Origin of the sequence: Hydrogenophaga sp. T2 (genome assembly GCF_049843535.1) — a bacterium.
GTDB lineage: Bacteria > Pseudomonadota > Gammaproteobacteria > Burkholderiales > Burkholderiaceae_C > Hydrogenophaga > Hydrogenophaga crocea.
The window spans coordinates 180240-200230 of record NZ_JBBHZJ010000004.1 but is presented as its reverse complement, the minus strand read 5'-3'; the positions used below and the strand labels follow the sequence as shown (position 1 = coordinate 200230).

The 19991-nt window shown below is 68.7% G+C and carries 18 protein-coding genes and 1 tRNA gene; 17 read left to right on the top strand and 2 right to left on the bottom strand.

Features of this window, described 5'->3' with window-relative positions; genetic code table 11:
* Positions 1-103: 103 nt before the first annotated feature.
* Positions 104-1483 (top strand): oxygen-independent coproporphyrinogen III oxidase, encoded by a 1380-nt coding sequence (gene hemN / locus WDZ95_RS11045; RefSeq protein ID WP_166225778.1) that lies wholly within the window; start codon positions 104-106, stop codon positions 1481-1483.
* Between the two features lie 2 nt (positions 1484-1485).
* The gene (locus WDZ95_RS11040; RefSeq protein ID WP_425778349.1) at positions 1486-2169 is read left to right on the top strand and encodes a sulfite exporter TauE/SafE family protein; all 684 of its coding nucleotides are present in this window, start codon (positions 1486-1488) and stop codon (positions 2167-2169) included.
* A 3-nt stretch (positions 2170-2172) separates the two neighbouring features.
* Here the strand turns inward: WDZ95_RS11040 and WDZ95_RS11035 are convergent, their stop codons facing one another.
* Positions 2173-3111 (bottom strand): DMT family transporter, encoded by a 939-nt coding sequence (locus WDZ95_RS11035; protein WP_425778347.1) that lies wholly within the window; start codon positions 3109-3111, stop codon positions 2173-2175.
* 17 nt (positions 3112-3128) lie between these two features.
* Here WDZ95_RS11035 and WDZ95_RS11030 point away from each other — a divergent pair, with 17 nt between their 5' ends.
* The 3 genes from WDZ95_RS11030 to WDZ95_RS11020 all read left to right on the top strand — a co-directional run bounded on the left by WDZ95_RS11030 (position 3129) and on the right by WDZ95_RS11020 (position 5425).
* Positions 3129-3263: a hypothetical protein gene (locus tag WDZ95_RS11030; RefSeq protein ID WP_425778345.1), complete on the top strand. Its 135-nt coding sequence runs from the start codon at positions 3129-3131 to the stop codon at positions 3261-3263.
* A 130-nt stretch (positions 3264-3393) separates the two neighbouring features.
* Positions 3394-4725, top strand: coding sequence for an isocitrate lyase (gene aceA, locus WDZ95_RS11025; RefSeq protein WP_425778343.1), 1332 nt, complete (start codon positions 3394-3396; stop codon positions 4723-4725).
* A 118-nt stretch (positions 4726-4843) separates the two neighbouring features.
* Positions 4844-5425, top strand: a complete 582-nt coding sequence (locus WDZ95_RS11020) for a hypothetical protein (RefSeq protein WP_425778341.1) — start codon at positions 4844-4846, stop codon at positions 5423-5425.
* Between the two features lie 24 nt (positions 5426-5449).
* Here WDZ95_RS11020 and WDZ95_RS11015 read toward each other — a convergent pair whose 3' ends face one another.
* Positions 5450-6445 carry a formylglycine-generating enzyme family protein gene (locus WDZ95_RS11015; protein WP_425778339.1) on the bottom strand — a complete coding sequence of 332 codons (996 nt, stop codon included), beginning with the start codon at positions 6443-6445 and terminating at the stop codon, positions 5450-5452.
* A gap of 197 nt (positions 6446-6642) precedes the next feature.
* Here WDZ95_RS11015 and thrS point away from each other — a divergent pair, with 197 nt between their 5' ends.
* From thrS to WDZ95_RS10955, 12 genes are all read left to right on the top strand, one after another.
* A complete protein-coding gene (gene thrS / locus WDZ95_RS11010; protein WP_425778337.1) occupies positions 6643-8550 on the top strand; it encodes a threonine--tRNA ligase in 1908 nt (635 codons plus the stop codon).
* A gap of 116 nt (positions 8551-8666) precedes the next feature.
* Positions 8667-9275, top strand: a complete 609-nt coding sequence (infC, locus tag WDZ95_RS11005) for a translation initiation factor IF-3 (RefSeq protein ID WP_425778966.1) — start codon at positions 8667-8669, stop codon at positions 9273-9275.
* 181 nt (positions 9276-9456) lie between these two features.
* Positions 9457-9660 carry a 50S ribosomal protein L35 gene (rpmI, locus tag WDZ95_RS11000; protein ID WP_009517525.1) on the top strand — a complete coding sequence of 68 codons (204 nt, stop codon included), beginning with the start codon at positions 9457-9459 and terminating at the stop codon, positions 9658-9660.
* Between the two features lie 37 nt (positions 9661-9697).
* On the top strand, positions 9698-10060 hold the full coding sequence (gene rplT, locus WDZ95_RS10995) for a 50S ribosomal protein L20 (protein ID WP_166225798.1): 363 nt from the start codon (positions 9698-9700) through the stop codon (positions 10058-10060).
* A gap of 106 nt (positions 10061-10166) precedes the next feature.
* The gene (gene pheS / locus WDZ95_RS10990; RefSeq protein WP_166225801.1) at positions 10167-11219 is read left to right on the top strand and encodes a phenylalanine--tRNA ligase subunit alpha; all 1053 of its coding nucleotides are present in this window, start codon (positions 10167-10169) and stop codon (positions 11217-11219) included.
* A 25-nt stretch (positions 11220-11244) separates the two neighbouring features.
* The gene (pheT, locus tag WDZ95_RS10985) at positions 11245-13665 is read left to right on the top strand and encodes a phenylalanine--tRNA ligase subunit beta (protein WP_425778333.1); all 2421 of its coding nucleotides are present in this window, start codon (positions 11245-11247) and stop codon (positions 13663-13665) included.
* 32 nt (positions 13666-13697) lie between these two features.
* Positions 13698-14024, top strand: a complete 327-nt coding sequence (locus WDZ95_RS10980) for an integration host factor subunit alpha (protein WP_166225807.1) — start codon at positions 13698-13700, stop codon at positions 14022-14024.
* 122 nt (positions 14025-14146) lie between these two features.
* Entirely contained in the window at positions 14147-14599 is a 453-nt protein-coding gene (locus WDZ95_RS10975; RefSeq protein ID WP_425778331.1) for a MerR family transcriptional regulator, read from the top strand.
* Positions 14600-14636: 37 nt separating this feature from the next.
* Positions 14637-14713: transfer RNA gene (locus tag WDZ95_RS10970), tRNA-Pro, on the top strand.
* A gap of 131 nt (positions 14714-14844) precedes the next feature.
* On the top strand, positions 14845-15591 hold the full coding sequence (gene imuA / locus WDZ95_RS10965; protein WP_425778329.1) for a translesion DNA synthesis-associated protein ImuA: 747 nt from the start codon (positions 14845-14847) through the stop codon (positions 15589-15591).
* The gene (locus tag WDZ95_RS10960) at positions 15551-16855 is read left to right on the top strand and encodes a Y-family DNA polymerase (protein WP_425778327.1); all 1305 of its coding nucleotides are present in this window, start codon (positions 15551-15553) and stop codon (positions 16853-16855) included. Before imuA ends, WDZ95_RS10960 begins: the two co-directional genes overlap by 41 nt.
* Positions 16856-16863: 8 nt before the next feature.
* A complete protein-coding gene (locus tag WDZ95_RS10955; protein ID WP_425778325.1) occupies positions 16864-19986 on the top strand; it encodes an error-prone DNA polymerase in 3123 nt (1040 codons plus the stop codon).
* Positions 19987-19991: the final 5 nt, after the last annotated feature.

The following is a 19991-nucleotide window of genomic DNA, read 5'->3' as shown; positions in this document are numbered from 1 at the left end:
ATACCCCTAGAGACACCGTTTCGGCGCGTGCGATTGACGCGGATCAAACCTTCCCCACAGGCCCTGGGGCACAGTGGGCCCGTCTACATCACCAAAGTCTTCCGTGAGCCACGCCATTTCCGACGACCTGCTCAAGCGCTACGACGTGCCGGGGCCTCGCTACACCTCGTACCCCACGGCCGACCGTTTCGTCGAAGCCTTCACCGAGCAGGACTACCGCCAGGCCCTGGAGCAGCGCCGCGCGGGCTCGCTCGCGCTGCCGCTGTCGGTCTACGTGCACGTGCCCTTCTGCGAATCGGTCTGTTACTACTGCGCCTGCAACAAGGTCATCACCAAACACCATTCGCGCGGCGCCGAGTACCTGCGTCACCTCTCGCGCGAGCTCGAGCTGCAGATCGAGCACCTGGGCTCGGGGCAGTCGGTGTCCCAGCTGCACCTGGGCGGCGGCACACCCACCTTCCTGTCCGACGCCGAGCTCGAAGACCTGATGGCCATGCTCAAGCGCCACTTCCGGCTGGTGCCGGGTGGTGAGTACTCGATCGAGGTTGATCCGCGCACCGTGAACGCCACGCGCCTGCAGACGCTGCAGCGCCTGGGTTTCAACCGCCTGAGCTTCGGCGTGCAGGACTTCGACCCCGCGGTGCAGAAGGCCGTGCACCGCATCCAGCCCGCCTCGCAGGTGTTCGAGCTCATGGCCGCGGCGCGCCGCATCGGTTTCGAATCGGTGAACGTGGACCTGATCTACGGCCTGCCCCTGCAGACGCCCGAGTCGTTCCGGCGCACGCTGGCGCAACTCGCCGAACTGCGGCCCGACCGCGTGGCCCTGTATGGCTACGCGCACCTGCCTGCGCGCTTCAAGCCGCAGCGGCGCATCGTGTCGGCCGAACTGCCCGGTGCGGCCGACAAGCTCGCCATGCTTTCGGCCTCGCTCGACGCGCTCGGCGAGGCGGGCTACGTTTACGTGGGCATGGACCACTTCGCGCTGCCCGACGACGCGCTGGCCGTGGCCAAGCGCCAGGGCCGGCTGCACCGCAACTTCCAGGGCTACAGCACCCAGCCCGACTGCGACCTGATCGCGCTCGGCGTGTCGGCCATCGGCCGCGTGGGCGCGACCTACAGCCAGAACGCCAAGACGCTCGATGAGTACGTGGACCTGCTCGACCAGGGGCGGCTGCCCATCGTGCGCGGCCTCGCGCTCTCGCGCGACGACCTCATGCGCCGCGCGGTCATCATGTCCATCATGTGCCAGGGCGTGCTGTTGTACGAATCCATCGACCAGGGCCACCTGGTGGACAGCCGCCGCTATTTCGCGCGCGAGCTCGAGCAGCTCGAGGACTTCGCCGAACAGGGCCTGGTGCGCATCGACGACGCCGGCGTGCACGTGACCGAGCGCGGTTGGTACCTGGTGCGCGCGATCGCGATGGTCTTCGACCGCCACCTGCAGGTGGACCAGGACCGGGCCCGGTTCTCGCGCATCCTCTGAGCATGACGGGTTCGTTGGCCATCACCGCACTGCTCATGGGCCTCGTGGGCGGACCCCACTGCGTGGCCATGTGCGGCGCGGCCTGCGCCGGCATTTCACGCGCCGCGGCGCCGCGCAGCACGCAGGCCCTGCTGGCCTTCCAGGGCAGCCGGATCGCGGGTTATGCGCTCATGGGCGCCCTCGCGGGCGGCTCGGTGCAGGGTCTGGCCTGGGTGGGCGAGCACAGCGCCGTGCTGCGCCCGGTGTGGACCATGTTCCATGTGGCGGCCCTGCTGCTGGGCGCCGTGCTGCTGTGGCAGGCGCGCCAGCCGGCCTGGGTCGATCGGCTCGGGCAGGGCGTATGGCGCAAGGCGCGCCCGGCCATGGCCGCGCTCGGGCCGCGCGCGCCCTACGTGCTCGGGTTCGGCTGGGCGCTGATGCCGTGCGGCCTGCTGTATTCGGCGCTGCTGGTGGCGGCGTTGAGCGCCAATGCCCTCGAAGGTGCGGGCGTGATGGCGCTGTTCGCGCTCGGCACCTCGGTGTCGCTGCTGGCCGGGCCCTGGCTGTTGCTGCGCCTGGGCGACTGGCGCAGCGGCGGCATGGGCATACGCCTCGCCGGGCTGGTGCTGATGCTGGCCTCGGGCTGGGCGCTGTGGATGGGCATCACCCAGCCGAGCGGCCTGTGGTGCGCGCCCGGGGCGGCCTGAGCCTCAGCGCGGCGCGCGCGAGGGCAGGGTGGCCAGCAGCAGCCCGAGCAGCGCGATGCCGAAAGCCAGCAACTGCAGCGGCGTGAGCCGCTCGCCCATGAACAGCACGCCGATGAGCGCGGCGCTGATCGGCAGCATCACGGTGAACACGCCGGCCTGCGAGGCGGGCACGGTCTTGAGGCCGGTCATCCAGAGCCACACGGTCCACACGCTGGCTGCCAGGCCGTAGAACACCAGCAGCAGCCACACGGGCGCCGCCACGGCGCTGAAGTCGAACGCGAGCGCGGCCCAGAGCCCCATGGGCGTGACCAGCGCCAGGCCCCAGAGGTTGATCAGCGCCGAGATGCGCTTGGGCCCCAGGCCCTCGGTGAGGCGTTTGCCGATCACCACGTAAGAGGCCTCGCACACCACGGCCGCGAACACCAGCAGGTTGCCCCACAGGGCGCGGCCGCCGTCCACCGCCGCGCCCGCGCCACCCTTGTCGAGCGAGAACAAGCCGATGCCCAGCGCCGCGCAGGCGATGCCCGCGGCGGTACGCCGCCCGATGCGCTCGCGCAGGAAGACCCAGCTCAGGATTGCAACCACCGCCGGGATGGACGACATCACCACGCCCGCGGCGACCGCGGTGGTCATGCTCACGCCGAACAGCATGCAAACGGAAAACAGGAAGTTGCCCAGGAAGGACTCGAGGAACAGCAGCACGCGCGTGCGCGGCGCGATCGGTGGTTCGTCGGCGGGTTTGCGCAGCCAGTGCGCCATGGCCACGGCGCCGATGCCAAAGCGCAACCAGGCGAGCAGGAACACGGGGAACACGGCCACCAGGGGCTTGGACAGCGCGACGTAGCTGCCCACGAGCGCCATGCTCAGGCCCAGGCTGGCGTAGGCCGTGGCGCGTTGAAGGGAGGTCACAGAGGGAGCGGCTTGCACGGAGGAGGTGCGCATGATGCCTCAGGCCGGGCATGGGCTTTCGCGATGAGGAATCGGCTTTTCATATCGTGAACCGTCGTCATGCTGCGCCGCGCAAAAATTTCTTGATATGGGAAACTGGATTCCGCATTGAAAAATCGAGCTTGTTTGCCTTTGATTTTCAATGAAAAAATATTTGTCTTATATAAGACACAAGAGCTCTTGCGGGTCTTCTATAAGACATACAGTGGTGGCACAGGCACCGCCCTTGCATCCCGCAGCGAGGCCTCCGTTTTCACCAACCCAAGGAGAGTTTCCATGCCCCAATCCCTCACCGAGCAGCTCAGCCGCGCTCAGCAGATCGAAGCCCTGGAGAAAGACTGGGCGACGAACCCCCGTTGGAAAGGCATCAAGCGCGGCTACAGCGCCGCCGATGTGGTGCGCCTGCGCGGCAGCATGAACATCGAGCACACCCTGGCCAAGCGCGGTGCCGAGAAGCTGTGGGAAAAGATCAACGGCGGCGCCAAGAAGGGCTACGTGAACGCCTTCGGTGCCATCACCGCGGGCCAGGCCATGCAGCAGGCCAAGGCCGGCCTGGAAGCCGTGTACCTCTCGGGCTGGCAGGTCGCCGCCGATGGCAACACCAGCGAAACCATGTACCCCGACCAGTCGCTCTACGCGTACGACTCGGTGCCGACCATGGTCCGCCGCATCAACAACACCTTCAAGCGCGCCGACGAGATCCAGTGGAGCCGCGGCATCGAGCCGGGCAGCGCCGAGTTCATCGACTACTTCCTGCCGATCGTGGCCGACGCGGAAGCTGGCTTCGGCGGCGTGCTCAACGCCTTCGAGCTCATGAAGAACATGATCGCCGCCGGTGCCGCGGGCGTGCACTTCGAAGACCAGCTGGCGGCCGTGAAGAAGTGCGGCCACATGGGCGGCAAGGTGCTCGTGCCCACGCAAGAAGCCATCGAGAAGCTGATCGCCGCGCGTTTTGCCGCCGACGTGATGGGCGTGTCCACCATCGTGCTGGCCCGCACCGACGCCGAGGCCGCCAACCTCATCACCAGCGACCACGACGCCAACGACAAGCCGTTCCTGACCGGCGAGCGCACGCAGGAAGGCTTCTACCGCGTGAAGAATGGCCTCGAGCAGGCCATCAGCCGCGGTGTGGCCTACGCGCCCTACGCCGACCTGGTGTGGTGCGAAACCGGCACGCCCGACCTGGGCTTCGCGCGCGAATTCGCGCAGGCCGTGCACGCCAAGAGCCCGGGCAAGCTGCTCAGCTACAACTGCTCGCCCTCGTTCAACTGGAAGAAGAACCTCGACGACAAGACGATCGCCAAGTTCCAGGACGAGCTGTCGGCGCTGGGCTACAAGTACCAGTTCATCACGCTGGCCGGCATCCACATCAACTGGTTCAACACCTTCCAGTTCGCCCACGCCTATGCCCGCGGCGAAGGCATGAAGCACTACACCGAGATGGTGCAGGAGCCCGAATTCAAGGCGCGCGAGCAGGGCTACACCTTCGTGTCGCACCAGCAGGAAGTGGGCGCGGGTTACTTCGACGACGTGACCACCGTGATCCAGGGTGGCTCGTCGAGCGTGAAAGCGCTGACCGGCTCGACCGAGGAAGAGCAGTTCCACTGAGCCGGATCCGACCGTCAAGGTTGAGGAGACAAAGCCGCCCTTCGGGGCGGCATTTTTTTGGGCGGGCGAAACAACTGCGAACACCCGTTCGGCCTGCAAACGGGCAGACTCGCGCCCCATGAAACTGCTGCCCTTTGCCCTTACCCTGAGCGCCCTGGCCTTCACCCCTTTGGCGGCCGTGGCGCAAACCACAGCCCCGGACGCGAAGCCCGCTGCGTCCAAACCCGCCAAAGCGCCGCTCGCGCGCTCGGCCGCCAAGGCGGTCGAAGAAATGACGCCGATCGAAGAGGACAGTTCGGTCACGCTCAGCGAGGCGGATCTGGCCATCGCGCAGCGCGTGTACGTGGGCAAGATGCCCTGCGAGCTCGGCGCCTCGGTGCAGGTGACGCCGGCCAAGCGGGCCGGCTTTTTCGTGGTGCAGGTGAGCGGCGGCAGCGGCGGGCGCTTCTACATGCACCCGGTGGAAAGCCGCACCGGCGCGATCCGGCTCGAAGATCCCAAGCGCGGCGCACTCTGGCTGCAGCTGGGCAACAAGTCCATGCTCATGAGCCAGAAGCTCGGCCGGCGCGTGGCCGACGAGTGCATGAGCCCCGAGCAGGTGGTGTTCGCGGGCGAGCTCAAGAAGAACCCGCCCAAGAGCCTGCTCGAGCCGCTGGATCCGCCGGCGGCTGCGCCCGAGGTCAAGGTCGGCGCGCAGTAAGGGCCGAGGCCCTCAATCCCGCGATCAGCGGGGCGCTGGCCGTTCGCGCACCAGCCGGATGCCCACGAGCGGGTAGCGCGTCTGCACCGTGTTCCAGTTGCGGAACGCACAGCGCGTGTAGAGCGGCCAGGTGTGCCACGAACCGCCGCGGCGCACTTTCACATTGCCGTCGGCCGGGCCGGTGGGGTCGTTGGTGGGCGAGCGCGCGTAATAGTCTTCGCCATACCAGTCGGACACCCATTCCCACACGTTGCCATGCATGTCGTGCAGGCCGAAGGCGTTGGGCGCGAACGAGCCCACGGGCGCGGTGAAGGCGTGGCCGTCGCGGCCGGGCAGGGCGCGTTCGCGCCAGGCCGGCCAGTTCGCGGCGGCGTCCTGATCGAAGGTGTTGCCCGCACGCAGCAGCCCTTCGGGTTCGTTGCCGTGCTGGTAGCGCCCGTTGCCGCCGGCGCGGCAGGCGTACTCCCATTCGGCCTCGGTGGGCAGGCGGTAGGTGCGGCCGTCCTGGGCCGAGAGCCAGCGCGCCAGGGCCATGGCGTCGTTCCAGGTCACGTTGACCACCGGGTGGTCATCGCCTTGGGGGAAGCCGGGGTTCTGCCACGAGTAGCGCGGCTGGCGGCCTTCGAAGGCGTCGCGCCGGGCGGTGGTGGCCGGGTCGTAGCCGGGGTTGTAGCCGTAGCCACCGGTGCCATCGGCGATCGACTCGGGCACGTGGCCCGATCGCTGCAGGAAGGCGCGGAACTGGCCCACCGTCACCTCGTGCCGGCTCATCTCGAAGGCGCGCGTGATGCGCACGCGGTGCACGGGGGCTTCGTCGGTCAGTCCCTCGAAGCGCGAGCGCTCCAGGCCGGGGTAGGCGGCGGCGAGCGTGTCCACGGGCTCGTCGCTGCCCATGTCGAACGTGCCGGCGGGCACGGTCACGAAGGCGATGCCCAGCGGGCCGGTGGGGGCGGGCGCCTGTGCGCAGGCGCTCAGGAGCGTGGCGAGGACCAAGGCCAGCGAGGCGGTGCGCAGCGTCATGCGCGGAGTTTGTGGGACAATTCCCGTCTTTCGCAATCAGCAAGAACGAGAAAGGCATGTCGGTTATGACACCGCGAACTCAGGAGATCTTCTCCGTGGCCCTTTGAGGCCAGCAGTTCGCGCCTGCCCGATCCCCTCCCTTCTCCCCCACGAAAGCGCGGCCCCTGCCGCGCTTTTTGTTTTTCCGGACCCGCACCATGCCCCAGATCACGCTTCCCGACGGTTCGCAACGCAGCTTTCCCGCCCCGGTCACCGTGGCCGACGTGGCCGCGTCGATCGGCGCCGGCCTGGCCAAGGCCGCGCTCGGCGGCAAGGTGGACGGCAAGCTGGTCGACACCAGCTTCACCATCGACCGCGATGCCTCGCTGGCCATCGTGACCGCCAAGGATGCCGATGGCCTGGAGATGATCCGCCACTCCACGGCCCACCTGCTGGCCTATGCCGTCAAAGAGCTCTACCCCGACGCCCAGGTGACCATCGGCCCGGTGATCGACAACGGCTTCTACTACGACTTCTCGTACAAGCGCCCCTTCACGCCCGAGGACCTGGCCGCGATCGAAAAGCGCATGGCCGAACTCGCCGCCAAGGACGAGAAGGTCGAGCGCCGCGTGCTGCCGCGCGACGAGGCCGTGGCGCACTTCAAGGCCATGGGCGAGCACTACAAGGCCGAGATCATCGCCAGCATTCCGGCCAACGAAGACGTGAGCCTGTACCGCGAGGGCGGCTTCGAAGATCTGTGCCGCGGCCCCCACGTGCCCAGCACGGGGAAGCTCAAGCACTTCAAGCTCATGAAGGTGGCCGGTGCCTACTGGCGCGGCGACCACCGCAACGAGATGCTGCAACGCATCTACGGCACGGCCTGGGCCAGCAAGGAAGACCTGCAGCAGTACCTGACCATGCTCGAAGAGGCCGAGAAGCGCGACCACCGCAAGCTCGGCCGCGAACTCGACCTGTTCCACCTCGACGAGCACTCGCCGGGCACGGTGTTCTGGCACCCCAAGGGCTGGGCGATCTGGCAGGAAGTGGAGCAGTACATGCGCCGCGTGTACCGAGACAACGGCTACCAGGAGGTCAAGGGCCCGCAGATCCTCGACAAGTCGCTGTGGGAAAAGACCGGCCACTGGGACAAGTACCGAGAGAACATGTTCACCACGGAATCGGAGAAGCGCGAGTACGCGCTCAAGCCGATGAACTGCCCGGGCCACATCCTCATCTACAAGCAGGGCATCAAGAGCTACCGCGATCTGCCACTGCGCTACGGCGAGTTCGGTGCCTGCCACCGCAATGAGCCCACGGGCGGCCTGCACGGCATCATGCGTGTGCGCGGTTTCACCCAGGACGACGGCCACATCTTTTGCACCGAGGACATGATCCAGTCCGAGGTGACGGCCTTCACCGCGCTGCTGCAGAAGGTCTACAAGGACTTCGGCTTCACCGAGATCCTTTACAAGCTCTCGACGCGTCCTGAGAAGCGCATCGGCACCGAGGAGAGCTGGGACCGCGCCGAAGCCGCGCTGGCCGAGGGCCTGCGCGCGTCGGGCTGCGAGTTCGAGTACCTGCCGGGCGAGGGCGCCTTCTACGGGCCCAAGATCGAGTACACGCTGAAGGACGCGCTGGGACGGCAGTGGCAGTGCGGCACGATCCAGGTGGACCCCAACCTGCCCGAGCGCCTCGACGCCGAGTTCGTGGGCGAAGACGGTTCGCGCCACCGGCCCATCATGCTGCACCGCGCCATCGTGGGCAGCCTCGAGCGTTTCATCGGCATCCTGATCGAGCAGCACGCCGGGGCGCTGCCCGCCTGGCTGGCGCCGGTGCAGGTGGCGGTGCTCAACATCACGGATTCGCAGGCGGATTACTGTCGTGACGTCGCGAAAGCTCTGCAGAATCAAGGGCTTAGGGTCACGACCGACCTGCGCAACGAGAAAATTACGTATAAAATCCGGGAGCACGCGTTGCAAAAGCTGCCTTTCATTGCCGTTGTGGGCGACAAGGAGAAGGCTGCTGGTGCGGTGGCGGTGCGGGCCCGGGGCAACAAAGACCTCGGGGTCATGCCCCTGGAGGCTTTCTCCGAACTGGTGGCCAACACGGTGTCCTCCAAGGCCTGAGCGCAAAGCCGCTCGCGCCCGGGCACCGACCCGCTGTCGCCGCGCTCGACGCGTACACCCCGCGGCCGCAAGGCCGCTTTTGATTCCATCAACCGCCCCTTTCCAAGGAAGCAACCATCGCTACCAACTTTCGCGACCGCCGCCAGCGTGAAGAACGTGCGCACCGCCTGAACCGGGAAATCATGGCCCCCGAGGTCCGCCTCAACGGCCCCGAAAACGAGCCGCTGGGCATCGTGAGCTTGCAAGAGGCCCTTCGCATGGCCGGCGAGCTCGACGTCGATCTCGTGGAGATCGCGGCCACGGCCAACCCGCCGGTGTGCCGCCTGATGGACTACGGCAAGTTCAAGTACCAGGAACAGAAAAAGGCGGCCGAAGCGAAAGCCAAGCAGACGGTCATCGAGATCAAGGAAATCAAGTTCCGCCCTGGCACCGACGACGGCGACTACAACATCAAGATGCGCAACATCCGGCGCTTTCTCGATGAGGGCGACAAGTGCAAGATCACGCTGCGCTTCCGCGGCCGCGAGATCACGCACCAGGAACTGGGTCTGGCACTGCTGGACCGCATCCGCAACGACCTCGGCGACACGATCGTGGTGGAGCAGTTCCCCAAGCTCGAAGGCCGGCAGATGATCATGATGATCGCGCCGAGCCGCAAGAAGGCGGGCGGACAGAACAAAGCGGCCGAGGCGGCAACGCCCGCGGCCACGCCTTCGGCGGCCTGAGCCGGCGAAGCATCCGATTGATCGGTCGAGGTTGGTCCCTCGGCCGATCGAGGCGCCCGCCGCAAGGTGAGCGCCGAACGCAGCCCCGCAAGGGGCGGCGACAAAAGTGGCTCGGGGCCCATCAAGACCGCGGTTCGTTGCCGCGGGCGCCTCACGAGCACAATTCAAAAGGAGCATTCCAATGCCCAAGATGAAGACCAAGAGCAGCGCGAAGAAGCGTTTTCGCGTTCGTCCCGGTGGCACCGTCAAGCGCGGTCAAGCCTTCAAGCGTCACATCCTGACCAAGAAGACCACCAAGAACAAGCGCCACCTGCGGGGTGCGGTGAATGTGCATGAGACCAACATGGGTCACATGGCGCAGATGCTGCCTTTCGCCGGGCTGTAAGGCTGGCTTGTAATCACGACGAACAAGGAGAAGCAACATGCCTCGCGTCAAACGTGGTGTCACGGCTCGCGCCCGACACAAGAAAGTTCTGGCCCTCGCCAAAGGTTTCCGCGGCCGCCGCGGTAACGTCTTCCGCATCGCCAAACAGGCGGTGATGAAGGCCGGCCAGTACGCCTACCGCGACCGCCGCACCAAGAAACGTGTGTTCCGCCAACTGTGGATCGCCCGTATCAACGCCGGTGCACGCGCCAACGGCCTGACGTACAGCCAGTTCGCCAACGGTCTGAAGAAGGCCCAGATCGAGATCGACCGCAAGGTCCTCGCCGACCTGGCCGTCAACGATCCCGCGGCTTTCGGCAGCATCGTGGAGCAGGTCAAAGCCAAGCTGGCCAACGCTTGATCCCCGGCCGGGCGGCCTGTCCGCCCGCGGCCGTTCGAAAGGGTTGAGGCTTGAGGGGTCACCCGCCGGCTTCAGCCCTTTTTTCATTGCATCGGACACCCATCGCATGAACGAGTTGGACTCCCTGGTTCACAGCGCGCGCGCCGAATTCGCGCAGGCCGCCACGCCGGCCGAGCTGGAGAACGCCAAGGCCCGTTACCTCGGCAAGGCCGGCCGCATCACCGAGCTCATGAAGGGCATGGGGGCGCTGTCGGTCGACGAAAAGAAGACGCGCGGTGCCGCGATCAACGTCGCCAAGCAGGCCGTCGAGGCCGCACTCACCGAGCGCCGCCAGGCCCTGGCCGACGCCGAACTGCAGGCCCAGCTCAAGGCCGAGGCGCTGGACGTGAGCCTGCCGGGCCGCCAGCGCGGCGCGGGTGGGCTGCACCCGGTGAGCCTCACGCTCGAACGCATCGAGGCCATCTTCGGTTCCATGGGCTTCGAGGTCGCCGACGGCCCCGAGATCGAGTCCGACTGGTTCAACTTCACCGCGCTGAACACGCCCGAGGACCACCCGGCGCGTTCCATGCACGACACCTTCTACGTCGAAGGCGGTTCGGCCAAGGCGCCCAACCTGCTGCGCACGCACACCAGCCCGATGCAGATCCGCCACGCGGTGCAGCACGTCAAGCGCCACCGCGCGGCGCTCGACGCGGGGCAGGGCATGCCCGAGATCCGCGTGATCGCGCCGGGCCGCACCTACCGCGTCGACAGCGATGCCACGCACTCGCCCATGTTCCACCAGTGCGAAGGCCTGTGGATCGGCGAGAACGTGAGCTTCAAGGACCTCAAGGTCGTCTTCACCGATTTCTGCCGCACCTTCTTCGAGAGCGAAGACCTGGTGCTGCGCTTCCGGCCGAGCTTCTTCCCGTTCACCGAGCCCAGCGCCGAGATCGACATCCAGTTCCAGAGCGGCCCGCTGGCCGGGCGCTGGCTCGAGGTGGCAGGCTCGGGCCAGGTGCACCCGAACGTGGTGCGCAACATGGGCCTCGACCCCGAGCGCTACATCGGCTTTGCCTTCGGTATGGGGCCCGACCGCCTGACCATGCTGCGCTATGGCGTGAACGACCTGCGCCTGTTCTTCGACGGCGACGTGCGTTTCCTCAGCCAGTTCCGATAAGCCGACCAGCCGACAAGCGACCACCATGCAATTCCCCGAATCCTGGCTGCGCGCCTTCTGCAATCCGCCGCTGACCAGCCAGCAACTCGCCGACACCCTCACCATGGCCGGGCTCGAGGTCGAGGAGCTTCGCCCCGTGGCCCCGCCGTTCTCCAAGGTCGTGGTGGGCGAGATCAAGGCCGCCGAGCAGCACCCGAACGCCGATCGCCTGCGCGTGTGCCAGGTGGACGTGGGGCAGGGCGCCCTGCTCAACATCGTGTGCGGCGCGCCCAATGCGCGCGTGGGCATCAAGGTGCCGTGCGCGCTCGTGGGCGCCGAACTGCCGCCCGGTGACGACGGCAAACCCTTTGCGATCAAGCTCGGCAAGCTGCGCGGCGTGGAAAGCCAGGGCATGCTGTGCTCGGCGCGCGAGCTCAAGCTCTCGGAAGACCATGGCGGCCTGCTCGAACTGCCGGCCGACGCCGTGGTGGGGCGCGACATCCGCGAACAGCTCGCGCTCGACGACATGCTGTTCACGCTCAAGCTCACGCCCAACCTGGCGCACTGCCTGAGCGTGTACGGCATTGCGCGCGAGCTCTCGGCCATCACGGGTGCACCGCTGCAGGCGCCGAGCTTCCCGGCTGCGCCCGTGGCGCTGGCCGAGCGCCTGCCCGTGCGCGTGGAAGCCGCCGATCTGTGCGGCCGGTTCAGCGGCCGTGTGGTGCGTGGCGTGAACACGCAGGTGCAGACGCCGGCCTGGATGGTCGAACGCCTGGCGCGCTGCGGCCAGCGCAGCGTCTCGCCGCTGGTGGACATCTCCAACTACGTGATGTTCGAGTTCGGCCGCCCCTCGCACATCTTCGACCTCGACAAGATCCACGGCGGTCTGCAGGTGCGCTGGGGCCGCGCGGGCGAATCGCTCAAGCTGCTCAACGGCAACACCATCACGGTCGACGCCGAGGTCGGCGTGATCGCCGACGAGCAGGCGGTGGAGTCGCTCGCGGGCATCATGGGCGGCGACGCCACCGCGGTGTCCGACGACACGAAGAACATCTACATCGAGGCCGCGTTCTGGTGGCCCAAGGCCATCGCGGGCCGCTCGCGCCGCTTCAACTTCAGCACCGACGCGGGCCACCGCTTCGAGCGCGGCGTCGATCCCTCGACCACGGTCGAGCACATCGAACACATCACGCGCCTCGTGCTCGAGATCTGCGGTGGCCAGGCCGGCCCGATCGACGACCACGTGGTCAATGTGCCGCAGCCCAGGCCCGTGACGCTGCGCGTGGCGCGCGCGAGCAAGGTCATCGGCATGCCCGTGAGCCAGGCGCAGTGCGCCGATACCCTGCGCCGCCTGGGCCTGCCGGTGCAGGAAGGCGAGGGCACGGTGACCGTCACGCCGCCGGCCTACCGCTTCGACCTGCAGATCGAGGAAGACCTGATCGAAGAGGTGGTGCGCCTGATCGGCTACGAGCAGCTGCCGACCACGCCGCCGCTGGCGCCCATCACCGCCAAGATCCGCCCCGAAGCGCGCCGCGGCCCGTTCGCGCTGCGCCGCCAGCTCGCGCAGCTGGGCTACCAGGAAACCATCAACTTCAGCTTCGTCGAGGCGCGCTGGGAGCATGAGCTCGCGGGCAACGCCGACCCGATCAAGCTGCTCAACCCGATCGCGAGCCAGATGAGCGTGATGCGCTCCTCGCTCGTGGGCAGCCTGATCGCGGCACTCAAGTTCAACCTCGACCGCCGCGCGGAGCGCGTGCGCCTGTTCGAGATCGGCCGCGTGTTCCGCAAGGACGCGTCGGTCGCCGACAGCGACACCAGCGTGGCCGGCTTCGACCAGCCCATGCGCGTGGCTGGCCTGGCCGGCGGTCCGGTCAATGCCTTGCAGTGGGGCGAGGCCGAGCGCGTGGCCGACTTCTTCGACGCCAAAGGCGATGTCGAGGCGCTGCTCGCGCCGCGCCGCGCCGAGTTCCGCGCCGCCGAGCACCCCGCGATGCACCCAGGCCGTTGCGCCGCCGTCTGGCTCGACGGCCGCTGCATCGGCCACGTGGGCGAACTGCATCCGCGCTGGCGCCAGGCCTACGACCTGCCCAGCGCCCCCGTGCTGTTCGAACTTGAACTCGATGCGGTGCTGGCCCGTCCTGTGCCCGTGTTCCAGGGCGTGAGCCGCCACCAGCCGGTCGAGCGCGACCTGGCCCTGGTGGTGAACGAGTCGGTGACGCACGACGCGGTGCTGTCGGCCATCCGCGCCGCGGGCGGCGAGTGGCTGCGCGACGCGGTGCTGTTCGATGTCTACCGGCCCAAGAAAGGCGCGCCCGCGGGCAACCTGGCCGCCGACGAGAAGAGCCTCGCGGTGCGCCTCGTGCTCAACCGCGACGACGCTACACTGACCGAAGAACAGATCGAGGCCACGGTGGCCGCGGCACTGGCGGCGCTGCAACAGCGCACCGGCGCGCGCCTGCGCACCTGAACCCGGCCCGTCGCAAGCAAGGAGATCGAAGAATGGAACTGGCTGTCGAAAGCCTCGAAACCCCGGCCCTCACCAAGGCGCAACTGGCCGAGCTGCTGTTCGACCAGATCGGTCTGAACAAGCGTGAGTCCAAGGACATGATCGACGCTTTCTTCGACCTCATCACCGAGAGCCTGGTCAACGGGACCGACGTGAAGATCTCCGGCTTCGGCAATTTCCAGATCCGCACCAAGGCGGCCCGTCCCGGCCGCAACCCGCGCACCGGCGAGCCCGTGGCCATCGAGGCACGCCGCGTGGTCACCTTCCACGCCAGCCCCAAGCTCAAGGAGCAGGTGCAGGCGGCGGTCATCGGCGATTGATCGCCGCTGCTCGGCCGCCTGGAGTCTGGCTGCAACATATCTCACGAAAACCGGCATACCCCCCTCCGGTTGGCCGGCACTTAGAGTAAATTCAAGGTTCGGTTTCTACCGCCTTGATTTACATGGAGAATTCTCTCCCCCCGATTCCCGCTAAACGCTACTTCACCATCGGTGAGGTGGGCGAGCTCTGTGGCGTCAAGCCGCACGTGCTGCGCTACTGGGAGCAGGAGTTCACCCAGCTGCGCCCCATGAAGCGCCGGGGCAACCGGCGCTATTACCAGCACCACGAGGTGTTGATGATCCGTCGCATCCGCGAGCTGCTGTACGAACAGGGCTTCACCATCAGCGGGGCGCGCAACAAGCTGCAGGAACTGGCCCAGACCGAACGCGACGAGAAGCGCCGCCGCGACGACGAGGAGGCCATCGATGTGATCGATCTCGACGCCGTCATTCACGAGGACGACACGGTGGTGGTGTCGGCCACGGTGGCCGCGCCGGTGGTCCCGACTTCGCTCGTGAGCGAGGTGCGGCGCGAGTTGCTCGAAATTCGCGAACTTCTGCGCCCGACTCCCTGAAAACGGCCGTTTTCGCAGGCTATAATGCGAGGCTTGTCGGCGTGTAGCGCAGCCTGGTAGCGCACTTGCATGGGGTGCAAGGGGTCGCGAGTTCGAATCCCGCCACGCCGACCATTTATTGCGAAAGCCCTCGAATCGAAAGGTTCGAGGGCTTTTTTGCTTTCCGGTCGCGTGAACTCTCTATACTGTAAATAAATACAGTATCGTGAGGATTCCATGATCCAGCCACCGCGCCGGAGGACACCATGTCCCTGGCCGTTTTGAAGCCTTCTGCGTCCGAGGCCCCTGCCTGGCCCGCCGGCGTCTGGTCGGCCGATCGGCTCGACGCGGCCGTGCGGCGCACCTGGTCCAGCGGTTTCGCGCCGCTCGACGCCGTGCTGCCCGGGGGCGGCTGGCCCGCACACGCCCTCACCGAAATCCTGGGCGAGCCCGATGGCGGCACCGAGTGGCGCCTGCTGGCGCCCGTGCTGGCCAGCCTGGCCCGCGAAGGCCGGGAGCTGCTGCTGGTCGGGCCGCCGCACCCGCCGCACCTGCCCGGGCTGGTGGCCTGGGGCCTGCCGGCGCGGCAACTGGTCTGGCTGCAGGCCCGCGCGCCGGCCGAGTGCCTGTGGAGCACCGAGCAGCTGATCAAGGCCCGCACCGGCGGCGCGGTGCTGGCCTGGTTGCCGCAGGCGCGCGGACCACAACTGCGCCGCCTGCAGGTGCTCGCGGCCGAGCACGACGCGCCCGTGTTCATCTGCCGGCCGGCCCAGGCCGCGCACCAGGCCTCGCCCGCCCCCTTGCGCCTGAAGACCCGGGCGCAGCCCGATTGGGGCATCGAACTCGAGTTGCTCAAGCGCAAAGGGCCGCCGCTGGCGCGGCCGTTGCGCTTGCAGGTGGTGCCGCCCGGGTTGGCGGCCGTGTTGCCGCCGCGGCTGTGGCCGCTGCCAAGGCCTTCGACGGAGCCCGCACGTGTGGTGGTGCGCCCTGTGTCCGAGCCCGTCCTGCACTGAGGCCACCCAGCGCGCGCTCGGGCTCTGGGCCCTGGGGTACACGCCGCGGGTGGCGCTGGTCGACGAGGCCGTGCTGGTCGAGTTGTCGGCGAGCGTGCGCCTGTTCGGTGGCCGCGCGGCCTTGCGCGCACGCGTGCAGAGCGAGGCCGCGCAGCTCGGGGCCGAGGCCATGGCCTGGGGGCCCAACGGCCTGGCCGCGCTGGCCCTGGCGCGTGCCGGCCGGGGCGAGCTCGACGGCCGCACACTGGCGCCAGCGCTCGATGCCTTGCCGTTGTCCGTGCTGAGCGCGGCGCGCCCGCACGCCCAAGCCCTGGCGCAGACCGGCTGCCGCACCCTGGGCGAGCTGCGCCGCCGCCCGCGCGCCGCGCTCGGGCGCCGCTTCGATCAGGCCCTCTTGCATGCGCTCGACCAGTTGTATGGCGAGGCCCCCGAGGCACATGGCTGGCTGGTCGCGCCCGAGGTGTTCGAAGCCCGCCTGGAGCTGCCGTCGCGCGTGGACGAGGCCGGCGCCCTGGTGTTCGGGGCGCGCCGCCTGCTGATGCAGCTCGCGGGCTGGCTGTTCGCGCGGCGCAGCGGGGTGCTGGCCTTCACGCTGCGCTGGGCGCACGACGCGATGCGTTCGCGCGAGGTCGGTCCCGAAGACGCCCTGTGCGTGCGCACCGCGCAGCCCACGCGCGACGTCGAGCACCTGGCGCGCCTGCTGGCCGAGCACCTGGCGCACGTGCAGCTGCAGGCGCCTGTGGGCGAGTTGTGGCTGCGGGCCGACGAGGTGCGCCCCCTGGTCGAGACCAGCACCGACCTGCTGCCGCCCACGCCCGGCGCGGCGCAGGGCGGCGAGGCCTTGCCGCGGGTGCTCGAGCGCATCGCCGCGCGGCTGGGCGAGCAGCGCGTGCTGCGCCCCGTGCCCGTGGCCGACCACCGGCCCGAAGCCATGTGCCGCTGGCAGCCGGCCGATCGGCCGCTGCCGCGCCAGGCGGTGCCGCTCACCGACACCCCGCAGCCGGGTTTTCTGCTGCCCGAGCCGCTCAAGCTCGTGGTGCGTGGCAACCGCCCGGTGTACTTCGACGAGCTGCGCCTGTTGCTCGGACCGCAGCGGGTGGAAGGCGGCTGGTGGGACCGCGAAGAGGCGCAGGGCCGCATGCACCTGGTGGTGCGCGACTACTGGCTGGCGTTTTCCGCGCGCGCGGGCCTGTTGTGGGTGTTCCAGACCCGTGCCACCGACGGCGCTGCACCGGCCTGGTACCTGCACGGCTTTTTCGCCTGAGGCCACCGATGGACACCGCCACCCTGCCGGCGTACGCCGAGCTGTGCTGCCTCTCCAACTTCTCGTTCCTGCAGGGTGCAAGCCACCCCGAGGAGTTGGTGGCGCGCGCGCACGAACTCGGCTACAGCGCGCTCGCCATCACCGACGACTGCACCCTGGCCGGCGTGGTGCGCGCGCACGTGGCCGCGAAGGAGCGTGGCCTTCACCTGCTGATCGGCAGCCGGTTCGAGGTCGACGATCCGGCGCACGGCCGCTTCGGGCTGGTGCTGCTGGCCAGCTCGCGCGAAGCTTATGGCCACCTGTGCGAATTCATCACGCGCCTGCGCCGGCGCTCGCCCAAGGGCACGTACCGGCTGGCGCCGCACGACATCGACGGCGCCGCGCTGCCCGAATGCCTGGCCATCGCCATGCCCGCACGGCATGCGCCGCAAAGCGCCTGCGACGCGATCGCGCGCTGGCTGCTGCAGCACTTCATCGGCCGCTGCTGGCTGGGTGTGGTGCAGCGCCGCGCGCTCGACGACGAGCTGCACCTGCACCGCCTGCGCGAAAGCGGCCGTTTGTGCGCCGTGCCGCTGGTGGCCGTGGGCGACGTGCGCCTGCACCGGCGCTCGCGCAAGCCGCTGCACGACGTGCTCACCGCCACGCGCGTGGGCCGGCCCTTGCGCGACTGCGGTTTCGAGCTCGCCGAAAGCGCCGAGCAGCGGCTGCGTTCGCGCCTGCTGCTGTCGCAGCGCTTTCCGCCCGAGCTGCTGGCCGAGACCCTGCAGGTGGCGGCGCGTTGCCGCTTCTCGCTCGACGAGCTCAGGTACCAGTATCCCGACGAGGTGGTGCCGCCGGGCCACACGCCCGCGAGCTGGTTGCGCCAGCTGGTGCGCGAAGGCATGGCCTGGCGCTGGCCCGAGGGCGTGCCGCCGCGCTGGGAACGGCAGATCGAGCACGAGCTCGCGCTCATCACCGAGCTGCGCTACGAGCACTACTTCCTCACGGTGCACGACGTGGTGGCCTTCGCGCGCCGCGAGAACATCCTCTGTCAGGGACGCGGCTCGGCGGCCAACAGCGTGGTGTGCTTCTGCCTGGGCATCACCGAGGTGAACCCGGGCGAGATGTCCATGCTGTTCGAGCGCTTCATCTCGCGCGAGCGCCGCGAGCCGCCCGATATCGACGTGGACTTCGAGCACCAGCGGCGCGAGGAGGTGATCCAGTACCTCTACCGCAAATACGGTCGCGACCGCGCCGCGCTCACGGCCACCGTCATCAGCTACCGCCCGCGCAGCGCGTTGCGTGACGTGGCCAAGGCCCTGGGTGTGGACCTGTCGGTGATCCAGGCGCTCAACAAGGGCGTGCGCTGGTGGGAGGGCGAGGGCATCGCGCCCGAGCGGCTGATCGAGGTCGGTCTCGACCCCGCGTCACTGCAGGTGCGCCAGCTGGTCGAGCTCGCGACCGAACTCATGGGCTTTCCGCGCCACCTGTCGCAGCACACCGGGGGCTTCGTGCTCACGCGCGGGCCGCTCACGCGCCTGGTGCCGGTGCAGAACGCGGCCATGCCCGACCGCACCGTGATCGAGTGGGACAAGGACGACCTCGACGCGCTGGGCCTGCTCAAGGTCGATGTGCTCGCGCTCGGCATGCTCACCGCCATCCGCAGGGCGCTCGAGCTGATCGGCCAGCGCCTGGGCCGGCCCTTCGGCATGCCCGACGTGCCCCGGGAAGACGCGGCCACCTACGACATGGTCTGCGAGGCCGACACCGTCGGCGTGTTCCAGATCGAAAGCCGCGCGCAGATGAGCATGCTGCCGCGCCTGCGGCCGCGCCGCTTCTACGACCTGGTGATCGAGGTGGCGCTGGTGCGGCCCGGCCCGATCCAGGGCGGAGCGGTGCACCCCTACCTGAACCGGCGCCAGGGCAAGGAGCCCGTGGTCTACCCACCGGCCCTGCACGACGCGCTGGAACGCACACTGGGCGTGCCCGTGTTCCAGGAGCAGTGCATGCAGATCGCCATGATCGCCGCGGGCTTCACGCCCGACGAGGCCGATGGCCTGCGCCGCGCAATGGCGGCCTGGAAGCGCAAGGGCAACCTGGGCCGCTACGAGCAGCGGCTGCTGCAGGGCATGGCCGATCGCGGCTACGACCCGGCGTTCGCGCGTGGCGTGGTCGAGCAGGTGAAGGGCTTTTCGAGCTACGGTTTTCCCGAGAGCCATGCCGCCAGCTTTGCCAAGCTGGTCTACGTGAGCTGCTGGATCAAGCGCCACCACCCCGATGTGTTCCTGGTGGCTTTGCTCAACAGCCAGCCCTTGGGCTTCTACACGCCGAACCAGTTGATGCAGGACGCGCGCCGCCACGGCGTGGAGGTGTTGCCGGTGGACGTGTCGCACAGCGACTGGGACGCGGCGCTGGCCCCCCCGACCCAGGCGGCCGGCCCCCTGCAGGCCGTGCGCCTGGGGTTGGGTCTCGTGGACGGTTTGTCGGCGGCGGCCGGGCAGCGCATCGTGGCCGCGCGCAGCGCGCGGGCTTTCGACGACGTGGCCGATCTGGCGCGGCGCGCGCGGCTGGGGCGGCGGGAGCTGGCGCAGTTGGCCGCGGCCGATGCGCTGACCTCGCTCAGCGGGCACCGGCGCCAGCAGGTGTGGGACGCGGTGGCGCTGCAAGCGGTGCCCGCCTTGCTGGCCGAGGCGCCGGTGCACGAAGCGCCGCTGGCGCTGCCCGAGGCGCCCGAGGGCGAGGCCGTTGCCTGGGACTACATGAGCCTGGGCCTCACGCTGCGGCGTCACCCGCTGGCCTTGTTGCGTCCGGTTCTCGAACGCCGCCGACTGCTCAGCGCGGCCGATCTGCAGGCCGCACCCGACCGCCGGCTTGTGCGCTGCGCGGGCATCGTCACGCTGCGCCAGCAGCCCGAGACCGCCAGTGGCGTGGTCTTCGTGAGCCTGGAGGACGAGACCGGTGTGGTGCAGGTCATCGTGTGGCGGCGCATTCGGGAGCGCTTTCGCCAGGTGCTGCTGCACGCGCGCCTGCTCGCGGTGCATGGGCACTGGCAGCGCGAAGGCCCGGTGGGCAACCTGATCGCGGGTTACCTGGAAGACCTCACGCCCCTGCTCGGGCAACTGGCCACGGGCAGGAGCCGGGACTTTCATTGAGGGGG

Excerpts from the sequence above, each read along its gene's own strand:
- WDZ95_RS11040 (WP_425778349.1), top strand. The coding sequence starts at position 1,486 with ATGACGGGTTCGTTGGCCATCACCGCACTGCTCATGGGCCTCGTGGGC.
- WDZ95_RS11035 (WP_425778347.1), bottom strand. The coding sequence starts at position 3,111 with ATGCGCACCTCCTCCGTGCAAGCCGCTCCCTCTGTGACCTCCCTTCAA.
- WDZ95_RS11030 (WP_425778345.1), top strand. The coding sequence starts at position 3,129 with ATGGGCTTTCGCGATGAGGAATCGGCTTTTCATATCGTGAACCGTCGT.
- aceA (WP_425778343.1), top strand. The coding sequence starts at position 3,394 with ATGCCCCAATCCCTCACCGAGCAGCTCAGCCGCGCTCAGCAGATCGAA.
- WDZ95_RS11020 (WP_425778341.1), top strand. The coding sequence starts at position 4,844 with ATGAAACTGCTGCCCTTTGCCCTTACCCTGAGCGCCCTGGCCTTCACC.
- WDZ95_RS11015 (WP_425778339.1), bottom strand. The coding sequence starts at position 6,445 with ATGACGCTGCGCACCGCCTCGCTGGCCTTGGTCCTCGCCACGCTCCTG.
- thrS (WP_425778337.1), top strand. The coding sequence starts at position 6,643 with ATGCCCCAGATCACGCTTCCCGACGGTTCGCAACGCAGCTTTCCCGCC.
- rpmI (WP_009517525.1), top strand. The coding sequence starts at position 9,457 with ATGCCCAAGATGAAGACCAAGAGCAGCGCGAAGAAGCGTTTTCGCGTT.
- rplT (WP_166225798.1), top strand. The coding sequence starts at position 9,698 with ATGCCTCGCGTCAAACGTGGTGTCACGGCTCGCGCCCGACACAAGAAA.
- pheS (WP_166225801.1), top strand. The coding sequence starts at position 10,167 with ATGAACGAGTTGGACTCCCTGGTTCACAGCGCGCGCGCCGAATTCGCG.
- pheT (WP_425778333.1), top strand. The coding sequence starts at position 11,245 with ATGCAATTCCCCGAATCCTGGCTGCGCGCCTTCTGCAATCCGCCGCTG.
- WDZ95_RS10980 (WP_166225807.1), top strand. The coding sequence starts at position 13,698 with ATGGAACTGGCTGTCGAAAGCCTCGAAACCCCGGCCCTCACCAAGGCG.
- WDZ95_RS10975 (WP_425778331.1), top strand. The coding sequence starts at position 14,147 with ATGGAGAATTCTCTCCCCCCGATTCCCGCTAAACGCTACTTCACCATC.
- imuA (WP_425778329.1), top strand. The coding sequence starts at position 14,845 with ATGTCCCTGGCCGTTTTGAAGCCTTCTGCGTCCGAGGCCCCTGCCTGG.
- WDZ95_RS10955 (WP_425778325.1), top strand. The coding sequence starts at position 16,864 with ATGGACACCGCCACCCTGCCGGCGTACGCCGAGCTGTGCTGCCTCTCC.